The sequence below is a fragment of the Sorangium sp. So ce1504 genome, assembly GCF_051521635.1.
GTDB classification, from domain to species: domain Bacteria; phylum Myxococcota_A; class Polyangia; order Polyangiales; family Polyangiaceae; genus Sorangium; species Sorangium cellulosum_B.
Genome location: NZ_CP150365.1, coordinates 5,316,948 through 5,334,605 on the forward strand (window position 1 = coordinate 5,316,948; position 17,658 = coordinate 5,334,605).

Sequence of the window (17,658 nt, forward strand, 5' to 3'; positions counted from 1 at the left end):
GATACGGGCTGCCGAACGACGCGGATGAGCCAGTAGCGCACGAAGATGCGCCCCGCTCTACGGGAGCGTCTTGATCCGGAGCAGATCGGCGGACCTTGTCATGTCGCTGGCGAGCGTGCCCGGGGTCGCGTCGTCGCTCTCGTGCTCCACGAGCGAGAACAGCTTCCCGAACGGCGTTGCGAGCTGCTCGTCGGTCGGCTCCGCCTCGCTCCACCCCTCCGGAAGCGGCGGCAGCGCGTCGCCTTCGATCGCGTCGTACGCGCTCGACAGCCGCTCGAAGCCGTCGCGCACCGCCTTGTCGACCTCCGCGCCTTCGGCGCCCTTGGTCAGGATCCACGGCTGGAAGGCCTCGTAGGTCGCCACGCCGGCCGCGACGTTCGCGCGCATGTCGGCGAGCGTGTACTGGGCGTAGCGCGACTCCTCCTCTCCGGTCGCCGCCTTGCTGGTCTTCTCCACCTGCTCCGCGATGGAGGCGATGACCCCGCGGTAGGCGGACGGCGCGTCGAGCGCGAGCGAGCCGAAATCCGATTGCATCTTCGCCGCGTCGGCCGCGAGGCGCGCGCAGAGCGCGTCCTTGAACGAAGCGGCCTCGGCCTCGGTGGCAGGGAAGGCCGCCTCGCTGTAGTTATCGAGCTCAGACTCGAAGGCGAGGACGGGCTCCGGGATCGCGTCGGCCCAGAGGATGCGCTCGATGGCGTGCACGCCGGTCACCCCCTCACCGTCGAAGAGGTCGTCGTCGGCCTCGACCTCGATGAACGCGTCGTAGCGGGCATCCGTCGAGTAGTCGAGATCCGGAAAGACGACCGCGATGGCTCCTTCGATGCTCTCGTAGGCTTGCCGTGCCTTCTTCCACTCGGCCTTCATGGCATCGACGGCCTCCTTGTCGCTCGCCGCGCTCCACCCGTCGGCGTCCGGCGCGGGCGCGGCCGCCTGGAGCGCGGCCGTGGCGGCGGCGAACTGGTCGATGTTGCCCTGGATGAAGGTCTTCACGTCGGACACGGCCTGCTGCTCGTACTCCGCGTCGGTGAGCAGCGTCTCGTTGTCGCTTCCACACGCAGGAAGCGAGAGGGCGGCGGCGGCGATGGCCAGACCGGACCGCAAGCGGGCGGGGATGTGCATGATGTTGAGCTCCTTGTCACCGCTCGCGTTCGACGAGCGCGCGATGTGGATTGGTGCGTGTGCGTCTCGGTGGACGTCGATCAGAGCGAGCGCACGAAGTCGATCAGGGCCCCGCGATCCTCGTAGGAGAGCGCGCGGAACGCGGCGACCGAAGCGGCGGCCTCCGAGCCGGGGCCGTCGTGGAGCAAGATGGCCTGCTCGATGGTCCTGGCGCGGCCGTCGTGGAGGTACGAGGTGCTGTGGCGCACGCCGATGAGCGGCGCCGTCCGCCAGGCGACGGAGCTGGCCGACTCGTCGGCCAGCCCGTCGGCGAGATCAGGGCCGAGGTCGTGCAGGAGGAAATCCGTGTAGACGGGAGCGTCGATGTCCGCGAGCTGCGCGATCGGGTAGTCGGCGCGCGTCCTCAGCGAGGGGACATGGCAGGCGGCGCAGTCGGCCTCGGCGAACAGCGCCTGGCCGCGCGCGTCGGCGGGCGCGCGCCTCGGGATCTCGAGCAAGCGCATGTAGTCGGCGACGGCGTTCACCGTGTCGAGGACCACGTCCTCGCCCGGCTTGGCGTCGTCCGTGAGCCCGTCGGGGTTCGGCAGCTCGTCCGGCCGGAGCGGCGAGGTGATGCCCATGTCGCCCTGGTAGGCATCGGCCGTGAAGTCGTCGAGCGTGGCGACCCGCGCCTTGAACCCGAAGCGGCCGATGAGGTTCTCGTCGCCCTCGACGAAGGCGTTGAACGACTCGTCCCCGCTCTTCTTCGAGTGGAACACCACGCGGTTGATGCGCCCGCGGATGGCGTCGCCGCGCGCGGCCTGCTCGGCCGCGACCCGCTCGATCTCGGCGTCGTCGACCGCCTCCATGTAGCCGCGCCCGAACACCGGCGGGCCGAGGCGCTTCGAGACCTTGATCGTCGCCTCGGTCTCGGGCTGCGAGAGCGTCGTCGCCCCCCCGACGGCGTAGGGCCGCAACGTGTGTCCGTAGGGGAGCCCCCCCTGATCCGCCGCCGGCGTCACGCCGTCGTCCTCGACGAGCGCCATCTTCTGGACCGCGCCCGGGCCGCGCGCGGCGCCGTCGTGACAGCCGGCGCACGCCGCGCGGATGTAGAGCGGCCCGAGGCCATCGCGCTCGCGAAAGACGAAATCGAAGAGCGCGTCGCCGTCCTTGAACCGAGCTACCTGCTCCGCAGAAGCGTCGTGCAGCGGGATGTCGGTGAGGTCATCGCCGATCAGCGTGATGCCAGCCAGAGGATCGTCGGGAGCGGACTCCGAGCCGCAACCCACACTGAAGACCAGCGGGAGGGCAAGAAACAGGGCAAATCGTGACATGTCGTCGACCGGAACCGTAGCCGTAAATGAAAGTCAGCGTCAATAACCCACGGCGGCGCGCTCGCCGGGCTGGTGTGCGGGATCGCGCATGGGCGGATCCCACCGCCTTGCGAAGCGCGGCGGAGGCTCGGGCGTTACACTGCCCGAGCCGGCGCGGACGGGCTCACGCTGGAGGACAGCGGATGAAGCAGCGAGATGACGAGCGGCGCGCGGCCTCGAAGGCCCTCCGGGACGGACTGCGGGAGATCGAGCGGAACGAGGAGCGCCGCGCGGCTCACGAGGAGCTCAGCGCCGGCTGGCTCCGGTACATGGGCCCCGGCTACGGCAACGACATCTGCTCGATGTGCGGCGCGCTCCTCGACAGGGGAACGGCCTACATGCACTGCGCGCCCTGCCTGGCGACGCGCGGGATCGACGAGCAGGCGCTGCGCGGCGTGTGCGCGCGGGCGATGGCGGAGGACTGGCCGTTCCAGGATCGCCGGCTCGACGGCGGGCGCTGGGCGCGCGCGCTGATCGCGTTCTGGCGGAATCACGTCGATCCGATCGAGTCGAAGGCGATCCCGTACCGGAACAACACGCTCGAGTCTTCCTTCTACTACATGAAGCGACGCCTCACCGAGGCGGGGGTCGCGGACATCTGGACGGTGCCTGACGAGAGCCAGCGTGGGCTCGATCCTGCGATGGTCGTGCGGGCCCGGGGCGGCGCGCTGGCGATCGGCGTCACCACCCAGCGGCGCATCGCGACGGCCGACGAGGGCGCGCACGCGCACATCGCGCTGTTCGACGAGTTCCTCCACCTCGCGGGTGCGCGGGAGGGCTTCCTGGTGGTCGAGAAGCTGAGCCGACGCGCGCGGCGCGACGCGCCCGTTCGGGAGATCGTGGTGACCACCGCCGAGGGACGGCGCGTGACGCAGCTCCGCTGCATGCAGGAGGATCGGAGTTGGCCCGCGCCGGCGGCGCCGGCGTAGAGCCGGGCGCTGTCGCGGCGCGGACCTCACGCCGCGCTACTGCCGGAAACGCTGCTCGATATCGTAGATCTCTGCCGCCACGCCGTCGGCTCCGTCATAGGTTCGGCTGGCCCCGCGCCCTCCGATCCCGGCCTCACCCAGCTCGATGGTCGTGTTCATGAGCGAAGGCTCGATGCCCGCGTACGCGATGGCGATCGAGTGGCCGCCGAGCCCGCCGCCGCCCGGGCCGCCCTGGCCGCCCCGGCCACCGCGACCGCCAGGGCAGGCGGCGTTCAGCCCCGTGGCCTCGCCTCGGGTCCCGGCTGCCCCGTGGTCGCCGCCCTCGCCGCCCGGCTGGCCCTCGCCCCCAGCGCCGCCATTGCCGCCGCGGCCGGTCTTCAGAACCACGTCGTTCAAGTCGATGGACGCGCTCCCCACGAAGAGGGCGATGCTCACCCCGCCGGCGCCTCCGCCGCGGCCGCCGAGCCCCCCGCACCCGCCCGCGCCCCCGGCGCCTCCGCCAGCGCCGGCCGCAGAGACCTCGAAAGGGCACATCTGCGCGCCGGTGCCGCCCTTCGCGCCGCCGCCTCCTCCGCCGCCCTGGCCCCGCCTGCCCGGCGTCCCGTCGCCAGCGAGCGGGCCAGTATACCCATCCAGGAACAGATCGCCGAAGCCCGTCGCGCCGGCGCCCGGGCTCCCGTCCACCCCGTCCGCGCCCTCCTGCCCCGCGGTGCAGCGCTGGGTGCTGGTCTCGCCCTTGCCGCCGTTCATCACATCGCTCGGAACCCCGCTGCTTCCATCCCCCCCGGACTCCAGGCCACCCGTCCCCCCCGTGCCGCCGCGCGAGTCGTCCGACCGATCGTCGGGCGTACCGCAGGTGTTGTTCACGGGGAGCCCGCCGGTGACCGTCGTGGCCGAGCACGCGGCGTTGCCGAAGTTGCCGATCATCCCTTTCTCGGCAGCGCCGTCCACGAACGCCCCGCCGCTGGCCCCCGGCGCCCCGTCGCCCGCCTCGAGGATGCACCGCGTGAAATGGACAGGGACCCCGGAGCTGTTCGCGGCGATCGCCGATCGGCCTGCCAGCTCGGTGTGGGTCACCGGGATCGAGCGCGCGATCACGTGGAGATCCTCGATCACCGCCGCGCCTTCGCCGTTGTCGAACGAGAGCGGCGTCTCGCCTTCGGGAGCGGTGAGCGTGGTCTTCTTCTTGTCGCCTATCCAGCGCCAGCGGTCGTCGCAGTCGAGCCCGCCGAAGAGCCTGTGTCCCCCCGGCACGATCACCGCCTCATCGAACGTCTGGGCGCAGAGATAGATGCGCCTTCCGTTGTCCGGGGAGAGCTGGAGCGCCTCCGAGATCGTCCTCAGGGGCGCCCTCTGGATCCCCGCGTTGCTGTCGTCCCCCAGGGTGCTCGAGACCCACACCCCGCACTTCGAGGGGACCGTCTCGTGCTTGCTCGGAGTGCAGGCCTCGTCGGACAGCTCGTCTTCGAGGTTCCCTATCCCGATGATATCATCCGGCTGCTCGAAGCAGCCGCTCAACGCCATCGCGACCGGAATGAACCCCACTACCCGTGCATCAACCTTGAATCGAATCCTCATACTATTCCTATTCCGGTCAGCCCTGCGCGTTTTCCAAGCAAAGCGACCTGCGCGTGCCGCCCGGCGCGATCGCCACGCCTGCCCCGTCACGCGCGCGCTCGTTGGCGGGCGCGGGCGTCGCCCGGGCGGGGGAGGGGTCACCCGGGCGGGGAGGAGACGAGGGCCGCGGCGCGCGTGAGCGCGTGGCCGCCCCGCGCCTGCCGGCGCGCGGCGTGTCGGCTCAGTTGCCTCCCGTTGCCCCCAGTTGCCCATCGCCGGGTATTCCGTGCGAACATCGGCCCATGAGCGCGAACCTGGGGGATCTCGTGCGCGAGCTGATCGAGGCCGGCGGCGGCGAGCCGATCGAAGGCGGTCGCTTCCTGCCGCTCGTCACGCTGGAGTCCGGCGCCCGGGTGGGACTGGACGGCTCGGGCGCCTGGGTCTTCGCGCCCGAAGGCGGCGGGGCGGCTCAGGCCATCGCGCCGGAGCGCGAGCGGGCCTTCTTCGAGGTGCTGGAAACGAAGCGGGACGACTTCGACGGGAGCATCGAGGCGGCGGCGAAGGCCGCGGGCCTGCCCCCCGAGGAGGTGGCCTTCTCGTTCCCCGCGGCCGACGTCGTCCGCGCGGTGCTCGCGAGAGGCTTGCCGAGCATGACGCGGCTCGCGCTCTCGTGGCTCCGGTTGACGGAGGTCCGCGCGCTCCGCGCCGAGATCATGGCCGTCTCGCGCGACCCGACGATGCCCGTGCCCGTCCGGGACCTGGCCGAGCGGCTCACGGTCCCCGCGTGAGCCCGCGCCGCGCCCCGCCCGGAGGCGGGGCCGGCGCGGGGAGGGAGGTCAGACGGTCGCGAACGCGTCGGCCGGGATGTCGAGCGCGGACGAGTCCTCGCGCCCGAGGATCTCGGCCGAGAACTTCGCGTGCGGCAGCACGTTGGCCGCGAAGTAGAGGGCAGCGTGCTTCTTGCCCTCGTAGAAGGCGCGGTCCTTCGCGCCGGCGTCGCCGGCCGGGAGGCCCTCCATCGCCTTGAGCGCGATGACCGCGCCGTCGAGCAGGAGCCAGCCGATCGCGAGCTCGCTCATCATCTCGAGGAAGCGGTTCGCCGCGAGCGGCACCATCGGCATCTTGCCCATCTGGAACCACGAGAGCAGCCGCATCGCGGTGCCGGCGACGGCCTCGTGCGCCTCGCGGAGCTCCTTGATGCTCGCGGCGAGGACGGGGTGCTTCTCGTTGGCCTTCACGAACTCGGCCACGTCGTTCAGGAAGGCCTGCAGGTTGACCCCGCCGCCTTGGCCGAGCTTCCGCCCGACGAGGTCCATCGCCTGGATGTGGTTCGTGCCCTCGTAGATCGAGAAGACCTTCGCGTCGCGGCAGTACTGCTCGACCGGGTAATCCTTCGTGTACCCGGCCCCGCCGAAGGTCTGGATCGCCGTCTCGCAGACGCGGAACGCCTGGTCGGACGAGTAGGCCTTCACGAGCGGCACGAGCAGGTCGACCTGGCCCTGGTTGTAGGCGGCCGCGCGGTCGTCCTTGCCCTGGTAGACGGCGACCGCGTCCTGGTGGCGCGCGAGCTTGATGATGAGCGCGCGGATGCCCTCCACGCGGCTCTTCATGTCGAGCAGCATCCGCCGCACGTCCGGGTGATCGATGACCGGCACGCGCGGCGCCGTCGCGTCCTTCCACTGGAGGATCGACGAGCCCTGCTTGCGATCCTTCGCGTACTCGAGCGCGTTCAGGTACGCCGAGGACGCGACCGACACGCCCTGCAGGCCCACGGAGATGCGCGCGCCGTTCATCATCCGGAACATCTGCGGCATGCCCTGGTGCTCGACGGTGCCGACGAGCTCCCCGAGGCAGGCGTCGCTCTCGCCGAAGTTGAGCACGCACGTCGACGACCCGTTGATGCCCATCTTGTGCTCGATGTTGCCGACGACGACGTCGTTCGGCGCGCCGAGCGAGCCGTCGTCGTTCACCCGGACCTTGGGCACGACGAAGAGGCTGAGCCCCTTCGTGCCGGGGGGCGCACCCTCGACGCGGGCGAGCACGAGGTGCACCACGTTCTCGGTGAGGTCCTGATCGCCGCCGGAGATGAAGATCTTCGTGCCGCGGATGAGGTACTTGCCGTCCTTCTGCTTCACCGCGCTCGTCCGCGACGAGCCGACGTCCGACCCGGCCTGGGGCTCGGTCAGGCACATCGTCCCGCTCCACTGCCCGCCGTACATCCGCTTCAAGAAGAGGTCGCGCTGCCTCGGCGTCCCGAAGTGCTCGATCACCTCGGCCGCGCCGTACGTCAGCCCGGGGTACATGTTGAGCGCCGCGTTCGCGCCGCAGAGGAACTCCTCCACCACCGTGTAGAGCGTGAAGGGACCGCCCTGACCGTCGTAGGTGGGCGAGACCGAGACCGACTTCCACCCGGCCTCATACAGCTTGTCCCACGCGTCCTTGAACCCCGGCGGGGTCTTGACCTGCCCCTCCTCGATGCGACAGCCGACCCGATCGCCGACCGCGTTGAGCGGGCCGAAGACATCGCACGCGAACTTGTATGCCTCGTCGACGACCATCCCGACCTCGTCGCGCCCCCACGCGTCGTAGGGCGCGCTGCCGAGCAGCTCGTCCAGGCGGAATTGCTCGAAGAGGAGGAAGCGGATCTCGCGGAGGTCGGCCTTGTAGCGGTTCTGGTGGGTTTGAGCGTTCGACATGGGAGACCTCCTCGTTGCCGCGGCAGGGAGGCGCTGGCAGCCGGTTCCCTTCCCGGTCTTCCGCGCAGCTGCGGCACAGTTCTGCATTCGCCTAGCATGTCGCCGCGGCGCGTCAACATCCGTCCGCAACACGTGAAGAATCTCGTGGAGATCCGTGGAGATCGGGGCATCCGAGGCGGGTCGTCGGCGGGGCTCCCGCGCCGGGATCCACGGCGTTGAACTGGCGAGCGGCGCGGCGTAGGCTCGCTCGCGATCGACCATGTCCGACCCGGCTTACATCACGCCCAGCGGGGCCAGGAGGCTGTCCGAAGAGCTCGCGCGGCTCCGCTCCGTGGAGCGGCCTCGCGTCGTCCAGGAGGTCGCCGACGCGGCGGCGCAGGGCGACCGCTCCGAGAACGCCGAGTACATCTACGGCAAGAAGAAGCTGCGCGAGATCGACCGGCGGATGCACTACCTGACCAAGCGGCTGGAGAAGGCCGTCGTGGTCGATCCGTCCGAGCAGCGCGGCGACAAGGTCTTCTTCGGCGCGACGGTCGAGATCGAGGGCGAGGACGGCGCGCGCCACACGTACCAGATCGTGGGCGAGGACGAGATCGACAGCGCGGCAGGACGCATCAGCTGGCGCTCTCCGGTCGGCCGGTCGCTCCTCGGCAAGCGGGCGGGGGACGTGATCACGGTGCGCCGCCCGGCGGGCGAGGCGGAGATGGAGCTCATCTCGGTGCGTTACGGCTGAGCGCCGCGCAGGCGCCAGGGCCAGAGAAGGAGACGGGAATCGGCATGAGGATCTTGCACACGATGCTCCGGGTCGGCGATCTCGAGCGCTCGATCGGCTTCTACAGGGACGTGCTCGGGATGCAGCTCCTGTCGCGGCAGGACTACCCGGAGGGCAAGTTCACGCTCTGCTTCCTCGGCTACGGGAAGAACCCCGAGCACGCCGAGCTCGAGCTCACGCACAACTGGGGCGTGGACAAATACGAGCTCGGCACGGCGTACGGGCACATCGCGCTCGGGGTCGACGACATCCGCGGGGCCTGCGACCGCATCCGGGCGGCGGGCGGGAAGATCACGCGCGAGCCGGGCCCGATGAAGCACGGCAAGACCGTGATCGCGTTCGTCGAGGATCCGGACGGCTACAAGGTCGAGCTCATCGAGGAGTCGAGCCGGAGCCGGTAGCCGGAGCCGGGACTCGAGGCCGGCGAGGCGCGTCGAGGCAGGTGAGGGCGCGGAGCGGCCGGAGGCCCAGAGGAGCCTCCGCGCTGCCCGCGCCTCGTCTCTGCTACGCGCTCGCCTACTCGCTCGCCTCCGCGCTCGCCTCAAGCCCGCGAGGCGCGGCTGATCAGGCGCCCACGACCGGCGCGGCGTCGTTCGCCGGCTCGGGGGACGAGAGCTCGCCGCCCTCTGCCGCGGACGCCTCCTCGTCGGGCGCCTTGGCCGGCGCCTCGGACGAGGCGCTGCTCGCGGCCGCCGCGGCCTTCTCGGCGTTCGGGCGCCGGCCGCGCGGCTTCTGCAGCAGCGACGGGGCGAGGTCGCCGTCGCCGCCCTCGTGCCAGCGCAGGTACGCGACGGCGCGGCGGCACTCCTCGTACGCCTTCGCGACCAGCGAGATCGCGCGGGCGCGGCGATCGCCGGCGTCGGTGATCTTCGGCGCCGCGGACGAGCCCTTGCCGGGCTTCGCGGCGAGCGCGGCGAGGAGGCGCACGCCGAGATCCGCGGCGCGCTCGAGCTCCTCGTCCTCGACCGCCGTCTTCGCGCGGACCTTGTCCCAGGAGCCGCGGAAGAGCTCGGCCAGGGCGATGAGATCGCTCGCGAGATCCGCGTGCCCCTTGCCCTTGCGGATGTCGGCGACGCGCTGCTTGTCGAGGAGGTTCCTGTGACCGAGCGCCTCGGCGGCGACGAGGAGCGCCTCGCGCAGCGTGCCGGCCTCTTCGGTGAGCTTCTTCGCGTCGAGCTCGCTCGCGGGCGTGCTGTAGAGAAGATCGGCGTACCAGGCCGCGAGGGCGAAGTCCTCGAGCTCGTCCAGCATCGCGATCGGATGGTTCGGGAGATCCCGGACGATCTCGTCGCGGAGCTCGCGCAGGTGGGGCAGGGCGGAGAGCACGGAGCTCACGGCCCTGGGGACCTCGACGTAGACGGTCACGAGATCGTCGGGGCCGAGCTCGAGGAGCTTCGGCTCAACGCGGCCGTACGCAGCGAGCGCGGCGGCCGGCGAGGACGGGAGAACGGGAGCAGGTGCTGCTTTCGGGGGTCTCGCCATACAGGTGTCTCCAGCGGAGGGCGCGCACACTGCCAGACAGAAGCGCGAAGGGAAAGGGGGACCGCGCGATTGCCGCCGGAGGCTCGGCCGGAGGGCGCCCTGGCGCGAACAGACTCTCCGGCCGGGCGCGCTGTGCTCTGGTAGATTGCGGCGCGAGGACTCACGACATCATGTACGCGATTGCGATCATTCGTTACAGGCGACCGCTCGACGAGGTGCTCCCGGCCGTCGACGCCCACCGCGCCTACCTGAAGGGGCTCATCGAGCAGGGACTGCTGCTCGTGTCAGGGCCGCTCGATCCCCGCTACGGCGGGGCGCTCCTGCTCCGGGTGCCCGACGAGGCGGCCGCGGCGACGCTGGATCGGATCCGGGACGGCGATCCCTTCACGGCGAAGGGGCTGGCGCAGTACGAGCTCCTGCCCTGGGCGCCGGTGTTCGGAAAGGAGGAGCTCGACAGGGTGTTCGCCCCGAAGCCCTGACGGGAGCGCCGCGCCGTTCATCGCACCGGCGCCGTCCGCGCCGCCGACCGCGCCGCGCGCTACGGCGTGTCGAACGAGAGCACGCCCGAGTCGTCCGTCGTGTAGCGCCCGCCCGGCGTGATGCGCATCGCGAGCTCCGGCTCCCGGGAGACGACGGCCACGTCGTAGCCGCCCTTCGGCAGGAGACCGGTGATCACGTGCCTGCGCGTCGCGCGAGGCACCTGATAGGACAGCGGCCCCGAGCTCGGTCGCGGTTCCGAGCGCAGATCCGAGCGGAAGAGGACGACCGTGCCCGCCACGAGCGCGCCGTCGAAGCCGGAGCCCTGCGCGCTGTCGATCCGCGTCGCCGCATCCATCGCCGCGCCCGCGTCCGCGCCTTGCAGCACGTGCAGGAAGCGGACGTCCGTCGGGGCGGTCGGATCCTCCACGACGAGGCGGTGGGTCGTCGGCTCCATCGCCGCCGGCTTGTCGACGTTCTCGATCGGCACGGCCGCCATGCGGGCGCTCCGCGGCAAGAGGCTCTGGATGAACAGCGTCTGCCCCCGCGGGGTCACGGCGCTGGCCGTCCGGCCGGCGATCCGCGGCGCCGAGGTGGTCATCAGGTTGAACCGCTTGAACCGGCCGGCGGTGCGGGACGTCGCGCGGTCGTAGACGACCACGTGATCCGGCTGCAGCCAGACGACCGACCGGCTCGCATGGACCATGTCGCGGGCGGCGTCCGTGGGCACCCAGACGTTCTCGCGGGTGTTGTACAGATCCGTCGCTATCCCCTCGGCGAACACGTAGCCGGCGCCGCGGGTCATGCGCGTGATCGGATCGCCGGCGGCGCGCCCCTCGCGCCACTGGCCGCCTCGCGCGACGATCTCCTTCTCGTACCAGCGGATATTCGACGGCTTGTCGTTCTGCAGGGAGAGGGTGTTGTGGTAGTCGGTCGTGGCCCCGATCAGGTTGTTCGAGTAACTCGTGTGCTCCTTCGTCAGCCACTCTCCCTTCCGGTAGAGCTCGATCTGATTGCAATCGCCGATCTGGTGGTTGATGGTGACCCAGCCGCACCGCCAGGTGAACCACGTCGCGCCCGCCGTCCAGTCCGAGCGCGCGCGGAGGGAGCCGCGTCCCTGCGCCCGCTCGAAGAAGGCTGTGGGCATCGCCGGGCGAGGATCCGCCGGGAGCGGCGCGGCCGGGTCGAAGAGCATGAAGCTCAGGATCGCCCGGCTCGGGGCGGGTGAGCCCCAGATCTTGGACGTGCGCGCGTAGAGCTCGGGCGCGCCGCCCGCGATCGTGTTGGCCACGATCCAGCGCGACCTCTGCAAGCGCGCGGTGTTGCCCGTGAGCTGGTCGTAGACGCCCAGCGAGCCGAACAGCTCCGCGAAGCGCGGCTCGACCCAGACCTGCAGCGTGTCGCCATAGTTCGCCATCTCGTAGACCGGCCCGAGGTCGCGCCTCGACGGGTACGTGACCGGGCCCGGCGCGATCGAGTGCAGGAACCCGTCCGTGAAGCGGTCCCAGTATCCGCTGCGCAGCAGCCCGATCTGAGGTCCTGACTGGGCCTGGGTGCCGTAGCCGGCCGTGTAGAGCCCGAGCAGCGCGTGGTGGAGGGTCGCGACGCCGCCGCCGTAGAGAAAGCCCTCCACGGGCAGGCCGCCGCTGGCCACGCCGAGCCCGTCGGACGGGACCCCGAGCTGCTTGGCCGCGGTCTCGGAGGCCTCGAAGATGGCAAAGGCCTGGTAGAGCCACGCGCCCGTCGCGTCCGCGCGATAGCTGCGCAGCGTGTTGCCGAGCGTCCCCGCCGGCGCGCTCGGATCGAGCGGAGGGTCGTCCGCGTCGTCCATCGAGAGCGACATCAGCGTGACCTGGCGCAGATGGCCGAGATAGTAGTTGTTCGCAGCCCACCTGAGCTGGAGCGGATCGCGGAGCAGCGCCGGATCGTTCATGACGCCGACGGGGTGGGGGTGCTCGTTGCCCGCCGTCGAGGCGTGGAGGTTGTCGTCAATCCACCTGAGAAAGACCTGCCGTATCTTGGCCTTGTCGCCGGCGGAGAGCACCGGGCGGCCGCCGCTGTCGGTCGCGTTGTAGATCCAATCGACCGTCAGCGGGAACCCTTCACCCCACCAGCGCGAGCGATCGCCGGTCGCGAACCCCGGGCGGCGGAACGGCTGGCCGTCGGCTCTCCCCTTGCTCGCCTCCTCGATGGCGACCATCAAGAGATTGCGCGCCCTGACGGCGTGGGTGGGGCGGGCCGCGACGTCGGCATCGATGAGCGACATGAATGCGAAAAACTCGGCATACGCCTCGGTCGGATACTGCTCGTAGGCGTTGGTGCCGCCGTCCGGCCACGTCGGGTTCGGCCGCCCATTCGGGTAGAACCGGCCTTCGTAAGCTGCGATCGCACCCCGGAGCGCGGGCAACATGGCCTCCCTGTACATGCGGTTTCGGCTGTCCGCGGCCCACCCGCGCAGCCTTGGGAGGTGTTCGTTCGTGAGCCAGAGTCGCGGGTGACCGGTGACAGGCTGCGCGGCGGCGCGCCCCGGCGCCCCGACAAGGCCCAGGGAGAGCACCGCGGCGGTGAGGATGTGGTGAATCGGTCGCATGCTGGTTCTCGGTATCGCTGGGCGCGAACAGCCGCGCCGGCCAGCGTTGACCCACGCTGAACAGCACGCGTCGTGCCGAGTATTTTCGTGCGCGTCGCGCGTCACGAGGAATGAGCAGTGTGCGTCCGTGTCACATGGCCAACATCGACGGCGCCGCCGAGCGGCTCGCGCGTGGCGACCTCATCAACCCTCGGGCGGAGACGCGCGCATCATCCCTGTGCTCGACCGTCGGAGGACGGCGCCATGCACGTCGCGCAGGTGGTAATACTGCGTACCATTCACCTGGTAAGGCGACGCCATCGCGGCGGAGCTGGCGCTCGCGCTTCGCGGGGCAGGACGGCGGCGACGTAGAAATAGCGAGCGCAATCGAAATGCCGAGCGGAGTGAGCCCTCGCCTCCGCGCCCCTCCGCGGCCCCGGAAGACTCGGACACCTCGGAACGTCGGAACGTCGGAGGACACGCGCCTCGAGGCTCGAGGGCACATGACGCGAATCCGCCGCACCTCCGCGCGGATCTGTCGCTATACTCGGCGAAGATAGGAGCGCTCTGCAGCATGCCGACGCCAGACTCCTCCCAGTTCCTTGGCGATCCTCGGGTCCTGCGCGAGGGGAATCTCGTGAAGGGCACCCTGATCGGCTCCCGCGCCGAGGCCCTGCGGCAGAGCTATGGCGAGCGGGCCGTGGCGGATCTGAGCCGTCAGCTCTCGCCGCAGGCGGCCCGCTACCTCGACGATCCGCCGATGCCTCTGGCCTGGCACGACATGGCGCCGCTCCTCGAGATCGACTGCGCGCTCCTGCACGGGCTCTTCGGCGGCAGGATGGAGAAGATGCGCTTCTTCGGCGCGGAGATCGCCCGGAAGGACCTGACGACGACCTACAAGACGATGGCGGTGGTGGGCTCGCCGTCGGTGCTCTTCAAGCGCTTCGGCCTCATGTACAAGACCTACTTCAAGTACGGCGACTTCAGCGTGACGGCCACCAGCGACGCCGCGGGGAGGGCCACGCTCTCGGGCGGCGGCCTGCCGCTCTACATGTGCGGCCATGCCATCTTGGGCTGGGTCGAGGCGGGCCTCGCGCTCCTGGGCAGCAAGCGCAGCTCGGTCGAGCATACGGCCTGCAGGCACCGCGGGGCGCCGCGGTGCACCTGGTCGATCTACTGGTGAGCCGCCGCTGGTTCCTCGGGGCTTCGCCCCGAACCCCTGCGTCCGCTTCGCGGCCGCGCCAGTTCCATGTCAGCAATCCCCGGCGGGATTTCTGACATGAAACTAGGCGGCGGCCCGCCCGTCGTCCCCGAACGCCGCCCGCGCGAGCAGCCGCTGCAGCGCCTCGGCGCTCTCCTCCCACGACGGGGGCGCCGCCTCGGCGAACGCGTCCTCGTCCCAGGTTCGCGCGAGCGCCTCGCGGAGCGCCCGGCCGAGCGCCCCGGCATCGCGCGACGGGACGAGAAGCCCGGTGCGCCCCGGCGTCACCACATCCGGGATGCCCCCGACGCGCGTGGCCACCACAGGCCGCGCAGCCGCGAGCGCCTCGAGCACCACGTTCGGCGTTCCTTCCGCCCAGCTCGGAAGCGCCAGAAGATCCGTCGCGGCGAGGTGGCGGGCAACCGCGGAGAGCGGCCTTGCCCCGACCGCGATGATCCGCCCGCGCCCCTCGCCCAGATCTGCGGGCTCGCGATCGCGCCGCGCGGCGGCCTGCTCGACCGCAGCCCGCTCCGGACCGTCGCCGACGATCACGAGATGGACAGGCTCGCTTCCGTCGTGGCCGTCCCTGCCGAGCGCCTCGAACGCGCGCAGCAGCTCGTGGATCCCTTTCTCCCGGCTGACGTGCCCGACGAAGGTGACGATGCGCCCGCGCGCCGGGAGCCCGAGCTCGCGCCGGGCAGCGCGCCGGTCGGCAGGGCGGAAGAGCGCGCGGTCGACCCCGTTGCGGACCAGGACCGCGCGCTCCTTCGGCGCGCCGAGGGCCACGAGCGCCTCGACCATCGGCCGGCTCACGCCGATGGCGCATGCGGCGGACCGGAGCGCGCTGCCGACGAGCGGCCGCACCGATCGCCAGCGCGCCACGACGTTCACGTCCGTGCCGTGGGCCTTCACCGCATAAGGGAGGCCGAGCATCCGGGCGAGCAGCGCCGCGGCGCAGGCGTCGGGGTAGAGCCACGCCCCCAGCACGACGTCGAACCGCCCCCGCAGTCGCGGGACGTACGGCAGGAGCCCCGCCAGGTAGAGCGGCGCGTTCACGGGCGCCAGCACCCGGCCCGCCCCGGGGAGGTACGGCGCGCGCGCGTGGACCACGGGGACGCCGTCGATCTCGTCGCGCGCGGGCACCGCCACCAGCCGGCCCGGGCGTGTGCGATCGCCCAGGAGCGATACGCCCGGGTGGTACGGGATCGCCGCGAGCACCTCCACCGCGCACAGGCGCGACAGCGCCGCGAGCTGCTGCCGCTGGAACGCGCACGACAGCGGCTCAACCCGGTTCGGAAAGATGCGCGTCACCCAGAGGACGCGCAGCGGCCTCGGCCAGCCCGCCTCCTTCATGCCCACGTTCACACCCGACTTCATGATGTAATATTTGTTACATTCTATGGGTCCGCCCTCAGCGGGGCAGCGATGGACTCCGGGGTACGTCCTGCCCTGTCGGCGCACGTCCACACCGCGAGCGCACGCCTTGCACGGCCTGGCCCGCTCTCCGGAGCGTCCCCGGCGGCGCTGCGCAGCCCCTCGCGCGGCACGCCGTAGCACGCGCACGCCGAGGCCAGATTTGTAATGTTGCAAACATCATCGAACGTGGGACGCTCCGGGCGCCGGGCGTGCTGCCGGGGAGGGGAGGGCGGCCGATTCGGGTCGCTCCGTGCCGCGGGGCTTGCCGCTCGACAGCGAGGGGGCGCGTGTTCTCGTTCGTCTTGCCGATGTGGGACTCCGACGTGACGGCGCGGGCGGCGCTGGAGCAGAGCGTGGCGTCGAACGTCGGGGACGTGGGCTCGGGAGCGCTGATGGCTGGCGTCGTGGGCTCGCTCGAGGGGTCTCTCCGGGGCGAGGTGTCTCGTTATGGACTGAGCGTCGATGGAAGCTACGAGCGGGTATTTCAGGTCTCGCTCGACCCGGCTCGACTCACGCCCTCCGACAGCGCCTCGGCGCGGCTCGGCGGGGGAGCGGGCTGGGCGCTCTCGCCGCTCGCGGATCTCTCCATGGCCGCGGCCGGCTACCTCGCGACCCGCCTCGGCGTGCGCGCCGACGACGCGCTCGCCGCGCGCGATCCGTTCCTGTCCGGCGATCGCCTGCAATACACCCTCTCCGCCGCGCCGGCCCTCTCCATCACGGCGTCGCGGCGCTCCTCGGTGCGCGTCGGCGTCGGCTACGAGCAGGCGGGCGCGCTCTCGGCCGACGACCCTGCCGCGGTCGGGATCGACGCGCACACGGGGCGCGCCGAGGTGAGCACCTCGTTCGACCTCGGCGCGCTGGACACGCTGACACCCGAGCTCCGGTACGAGGTCACCCAGTACCATCACGCGCTGCTCGACACCGATCTCACGCGCGGCGCGGCCCGCGTCCACGCCGGCGCCGCGCTCCTCTCCGAGTCTCACGAGCTCACGCGGAACCTCTCGACGCGCGTCGCCGGCGGCGTGACCGTCGCGAGCCCGCCGCCCGTGCTGTCGTCGCGCGACGCGGTGCTCTCGCCGGCGGCGCGGATCGGGCTCACCTACGTGGAGGAGCGCTATCGGCTGACGGCGGGTTATGCCTATGCCTACACGTCGCTCGGGCCGAGGATCGGATTCGGACACGAGCACGAGGCGTCCCTCGAAGCGAGCTTTCGGCCCGCCCGGGGCGGCGCGACCCGCGACCTCATCGTGACCGGGGTCGCCCGCTTCTCGACCGGCAGCGCCCCCGTCGCCGCCAATCCCCCGCTCCACCTCACCCCCGGCGCGGCGGCGCCCTCCAGGGAAGGGTCGCTGTCCACCACCACCGCGCTCGCGGGCGCGGAGATCTCCTATCCCCTCTGGCGCGGGCTCGCGCTGAGCGGCGGCGTCGATCTGGAGTACACGCGCGCCGCGCTCGATCCAGCCCCGAACGCAGGCGAGGCCGGCGGCTCGCTGAGGAGCATCGTCAGCGCCGGCATCTCGGGGACGCTATCGACGGATCGACACCGGACGCTCCGCCGCGATCCCGACGGCGCATGGGACGACGAGCGCCGCGGCGCGATGATCCAGGGGATGCCCTCCGGCCGCTGGCAGGCGCCCGAGCCAGGCCGCGAGCCCGACGACGGCGGCGACACCTCCGGCGAGGCCCCACCCGCGCGCGCCGCGCAAGCCGGCCCGCGCGCGACGCGCGACGCGCGATAAGCCCCCTCGACACGCCAATCGCTCCCCCCGCAGGGAGCGGCGCGCCCACCCGCGCGACGGCTCAGCCGCCGGAGAGCCGCGAGACGACCGTGCACCGGGCGGCGCACGCCTGGCGTGGCGCGTGGCGCGTGGCGCGCGGCGCGTGGCGCGCGGCGCGTGGCGCGCGGCGGCTCAGCCTCGGTCCACGGGACGCTAAGGACTCGACGTAGGCAATCCGTCGACGGCGTTCTCGCGCCGCGACTCCCCACGACAGCCCGCACGTCATCGGCGCGACCCGGCCGCGAAAGCGCCAATTTCGCCGCGCCCGACCTCGCGCACGGCGGCTCAGTCCGCCGTCATGAAATGAGAT

The 17,658-nt window shown here is 71.5% G+C and carries 14 protein-coding genes; 7 read left to right on the top strand and 7 right to left on the bottom strand.

All coding sequences use genetic code 11. The annotated features are described in order from the left end of the window. Window positions 1-57: 57 nt before the first annotated feature. Window positions 58-1,119 carry an EfeM/EfeO family lipoprotein gene (locus tag WMF39_RS19920; protein ID WP_437747071.1) on the bottom strand — a complete coding sequence of 354 codons (1,062 nt, stop codon included), beginning with the start codon at window positions 1,117-1,119 and terminating at the stop codon, window positions 58-60. A gap of 80 nt (window positions 1,120-1,199) precedes the next feature. Beyond that, window positions 1,200-2,432, bottom strand: coding sequence for a di-heme oxidoredictase family protein (locus WMF39_RS19925; protein ID WP_437747072.1), 1,233 nt, complete (start codon window positions 2,430-2,432; stop codon window positions 1,200-1,202). A 182-nt stretch (window positions 2,433-2,614) separates the two neighbouring features. On the opposite strand from WMF39_RS19925, the gene WMF39_RS19930 reads away from it, so the two are divergent. Next, window positions 2,615-3,400 (top strand): hypothetical protein, encoded by a 786-nt coding sequence (locus tag WMF39_RS19930; RefSeq protein WP_437747073.1) that lies wholly within the window; start codon window positions 2,615-2,617, stop codon window positions 3,398-3,400. A gap of 36 nt (window positions 3,401-3,436) precedes the next feature. Here the strand turns inward: WMF39_RS19930 and WMF39_RS19935 are convergent, their stop codons facing one another. Next, window positions 3,437-4,978, bottom strand: a complete 1,542-nt coding sequence (locus tag WMF39_RS19935; RefSeq protein ID WP_437747074.1) for a PGRS family protein — start codon at window positions 4,976-4,978, stop codon at window positions 3,437-3,439. A 281-nt stretch (window positions 4,979-5,259) separates the two neighbouring features. On the opposite strand from WMF39_RS19935, the gene WMF39_RS19940 reads away from it, so the two are divergent. Then, a complete protein-coding gene (locus WMF39_RS19940) occupies window positions 5,260-5,745 on the top strand; it encodes a hypothetical protein (protein WP_437747075.1) in 486 nt (161 codons plus the stop codon). Window positions 5,746-5,793: 48 nt separating this feature from the next. Here WMF39_RS19940 and WMF39_RS19945 read toward each other — a convergent pair whose 3' ends face one another. Next, a complete protein-coding gene (locus tag WMF39_RS19945) occupies window positions 5,794-7,653 on the bottom strand; it encodes an acyl-CoA dehydrogenase (protein WP_437747076.1) in 1,860 nt (619 codons plus the stop codon). A gap of 259 nt (window positions 7,654-7,912) precedes the next feature. On the opposite strand from WMF39_RS19945, the gene greB reads away from it, so the two are divergent. Next, window positions 7,913-8,386, top strand: a complete 474-nt coding sequence (gene greB / locus WMF39_RS19950) for a transcription elongation factor GreB (RefSeq protein ID WP_437747077.1) — start codon at window positions 7,913-7,915, stop codon at window positions 8,384-8,386. Window positions 8,387-8,430: 44 nt separating this feature from the next. Beyond that, a complete protein-coding gene (gene gloA, locus WMF39_RS19955; RefSeq protein ID WP_437718537.1) occupies window positions 8,431-8,826 on the top strand; it encodes a lactoylglutathione lyase in 396 nt (131 codons plus the stop codon). 163 nt (window positions 8,827-8,989) lie between these two features. On the opposite strand, the gene WMF39_RS19960 is transcribed toward gloA, so the two are convergent. Then, the gene (locus WMF39_RS19960) at window positions 8,990-9,907 is read right to left on the bottom strand and encodes a hypothetical protein (RefSeq protein ID WP_437747078.1); all 918 of its coding nucleotides are present in this window, start codon (window positions 9,905-9,907) and stop codon (window positions 8,990-8,992) included. Window positions 9,908-10,077: 170 nt separating this feature from the next. On the opposite strand from WMF39_RS19960, the gene WMF39_RS19965 reads away from it, so the two are divergent. After that, a complete protein-coding gene (locus WMF39_RS19965) occupies window positions 10,078-10,386 on the top strand; it encodes a YciI family protein (protein ID WP_437747079.1) in 309 nt (102 codons plus the stop codon). Window positions 10,387-10,445: 59 nt separating this feature from the next. Here WMF39_RS19965 and WMF39_RS19970 read toward each other — a convergent pair whose 3' ends face one another. Next, window positions 10,446-12,974 carry a hypothetical protein gene (locus WMF39_RS19970; RefSeq protein ID WP_437747080.1) on the bottom strand — a complete coding sequence of 843 codons (2,529 nt, stop codon included), beginning with the start codon at window positions 12,972-12,974 and terminating at the stop codon, window positions 10,446-10,448. A gap of 553 nt (window positions 12,975-13,527) precedes the next feature. Between WMF39_RS19970 and WMF39_RS19975 the strand changes: the two genes are divergently transcribed. Continuing rightward, window positions 13,528-14,136: a hypothetical protein gene (locus WMF39_RS19975; protein ID WP_437747081.1), complete on the top strand. Its 609-nt coding sequence runs from the start codon at window positions 13,528-13,530 to the stop codon at window positions 14,134-14,136. 102 nt (window positions 14,137-14,238) lie between these two features. On the opposite strand, the gene WMF39_RS19980 is transcribed toward WMF39_RS19975, so the two are convergent. Continuing rightward, window positions 14,239-15,531 carry a glycosyltransferase family 4 protein gene (locus WMF39_RS19980; RefSeq protein ID WP_437747082.1) on the bottom strand — a complete coding sequence of 431 codons (1,293 nt, stop codon included), beginning with the start codon at window positions 15,529-15,531 and terminating at the stop codon, window positions 14,239-14,241. Between the two features lie 326 nt (window positions 15,532-15,857). Here WMF39_RS19980 and WMF39_RS19985 point away from each other — a divergent pair, with 326 nt between their 5' ends. After that, window positions 15,858-17,309, top strand: coding sequence for a hypothetical protein (locus WMF39_RS19985; RefSeq protein WP_437747083.1), 1,452 nt, complete (start codon window positions 15,858-15,860; stop codon window positions 17,307-17,309). The last annotated feature ends 349 nt before the right edge of the window (window positions 17,310-17,658 follow it).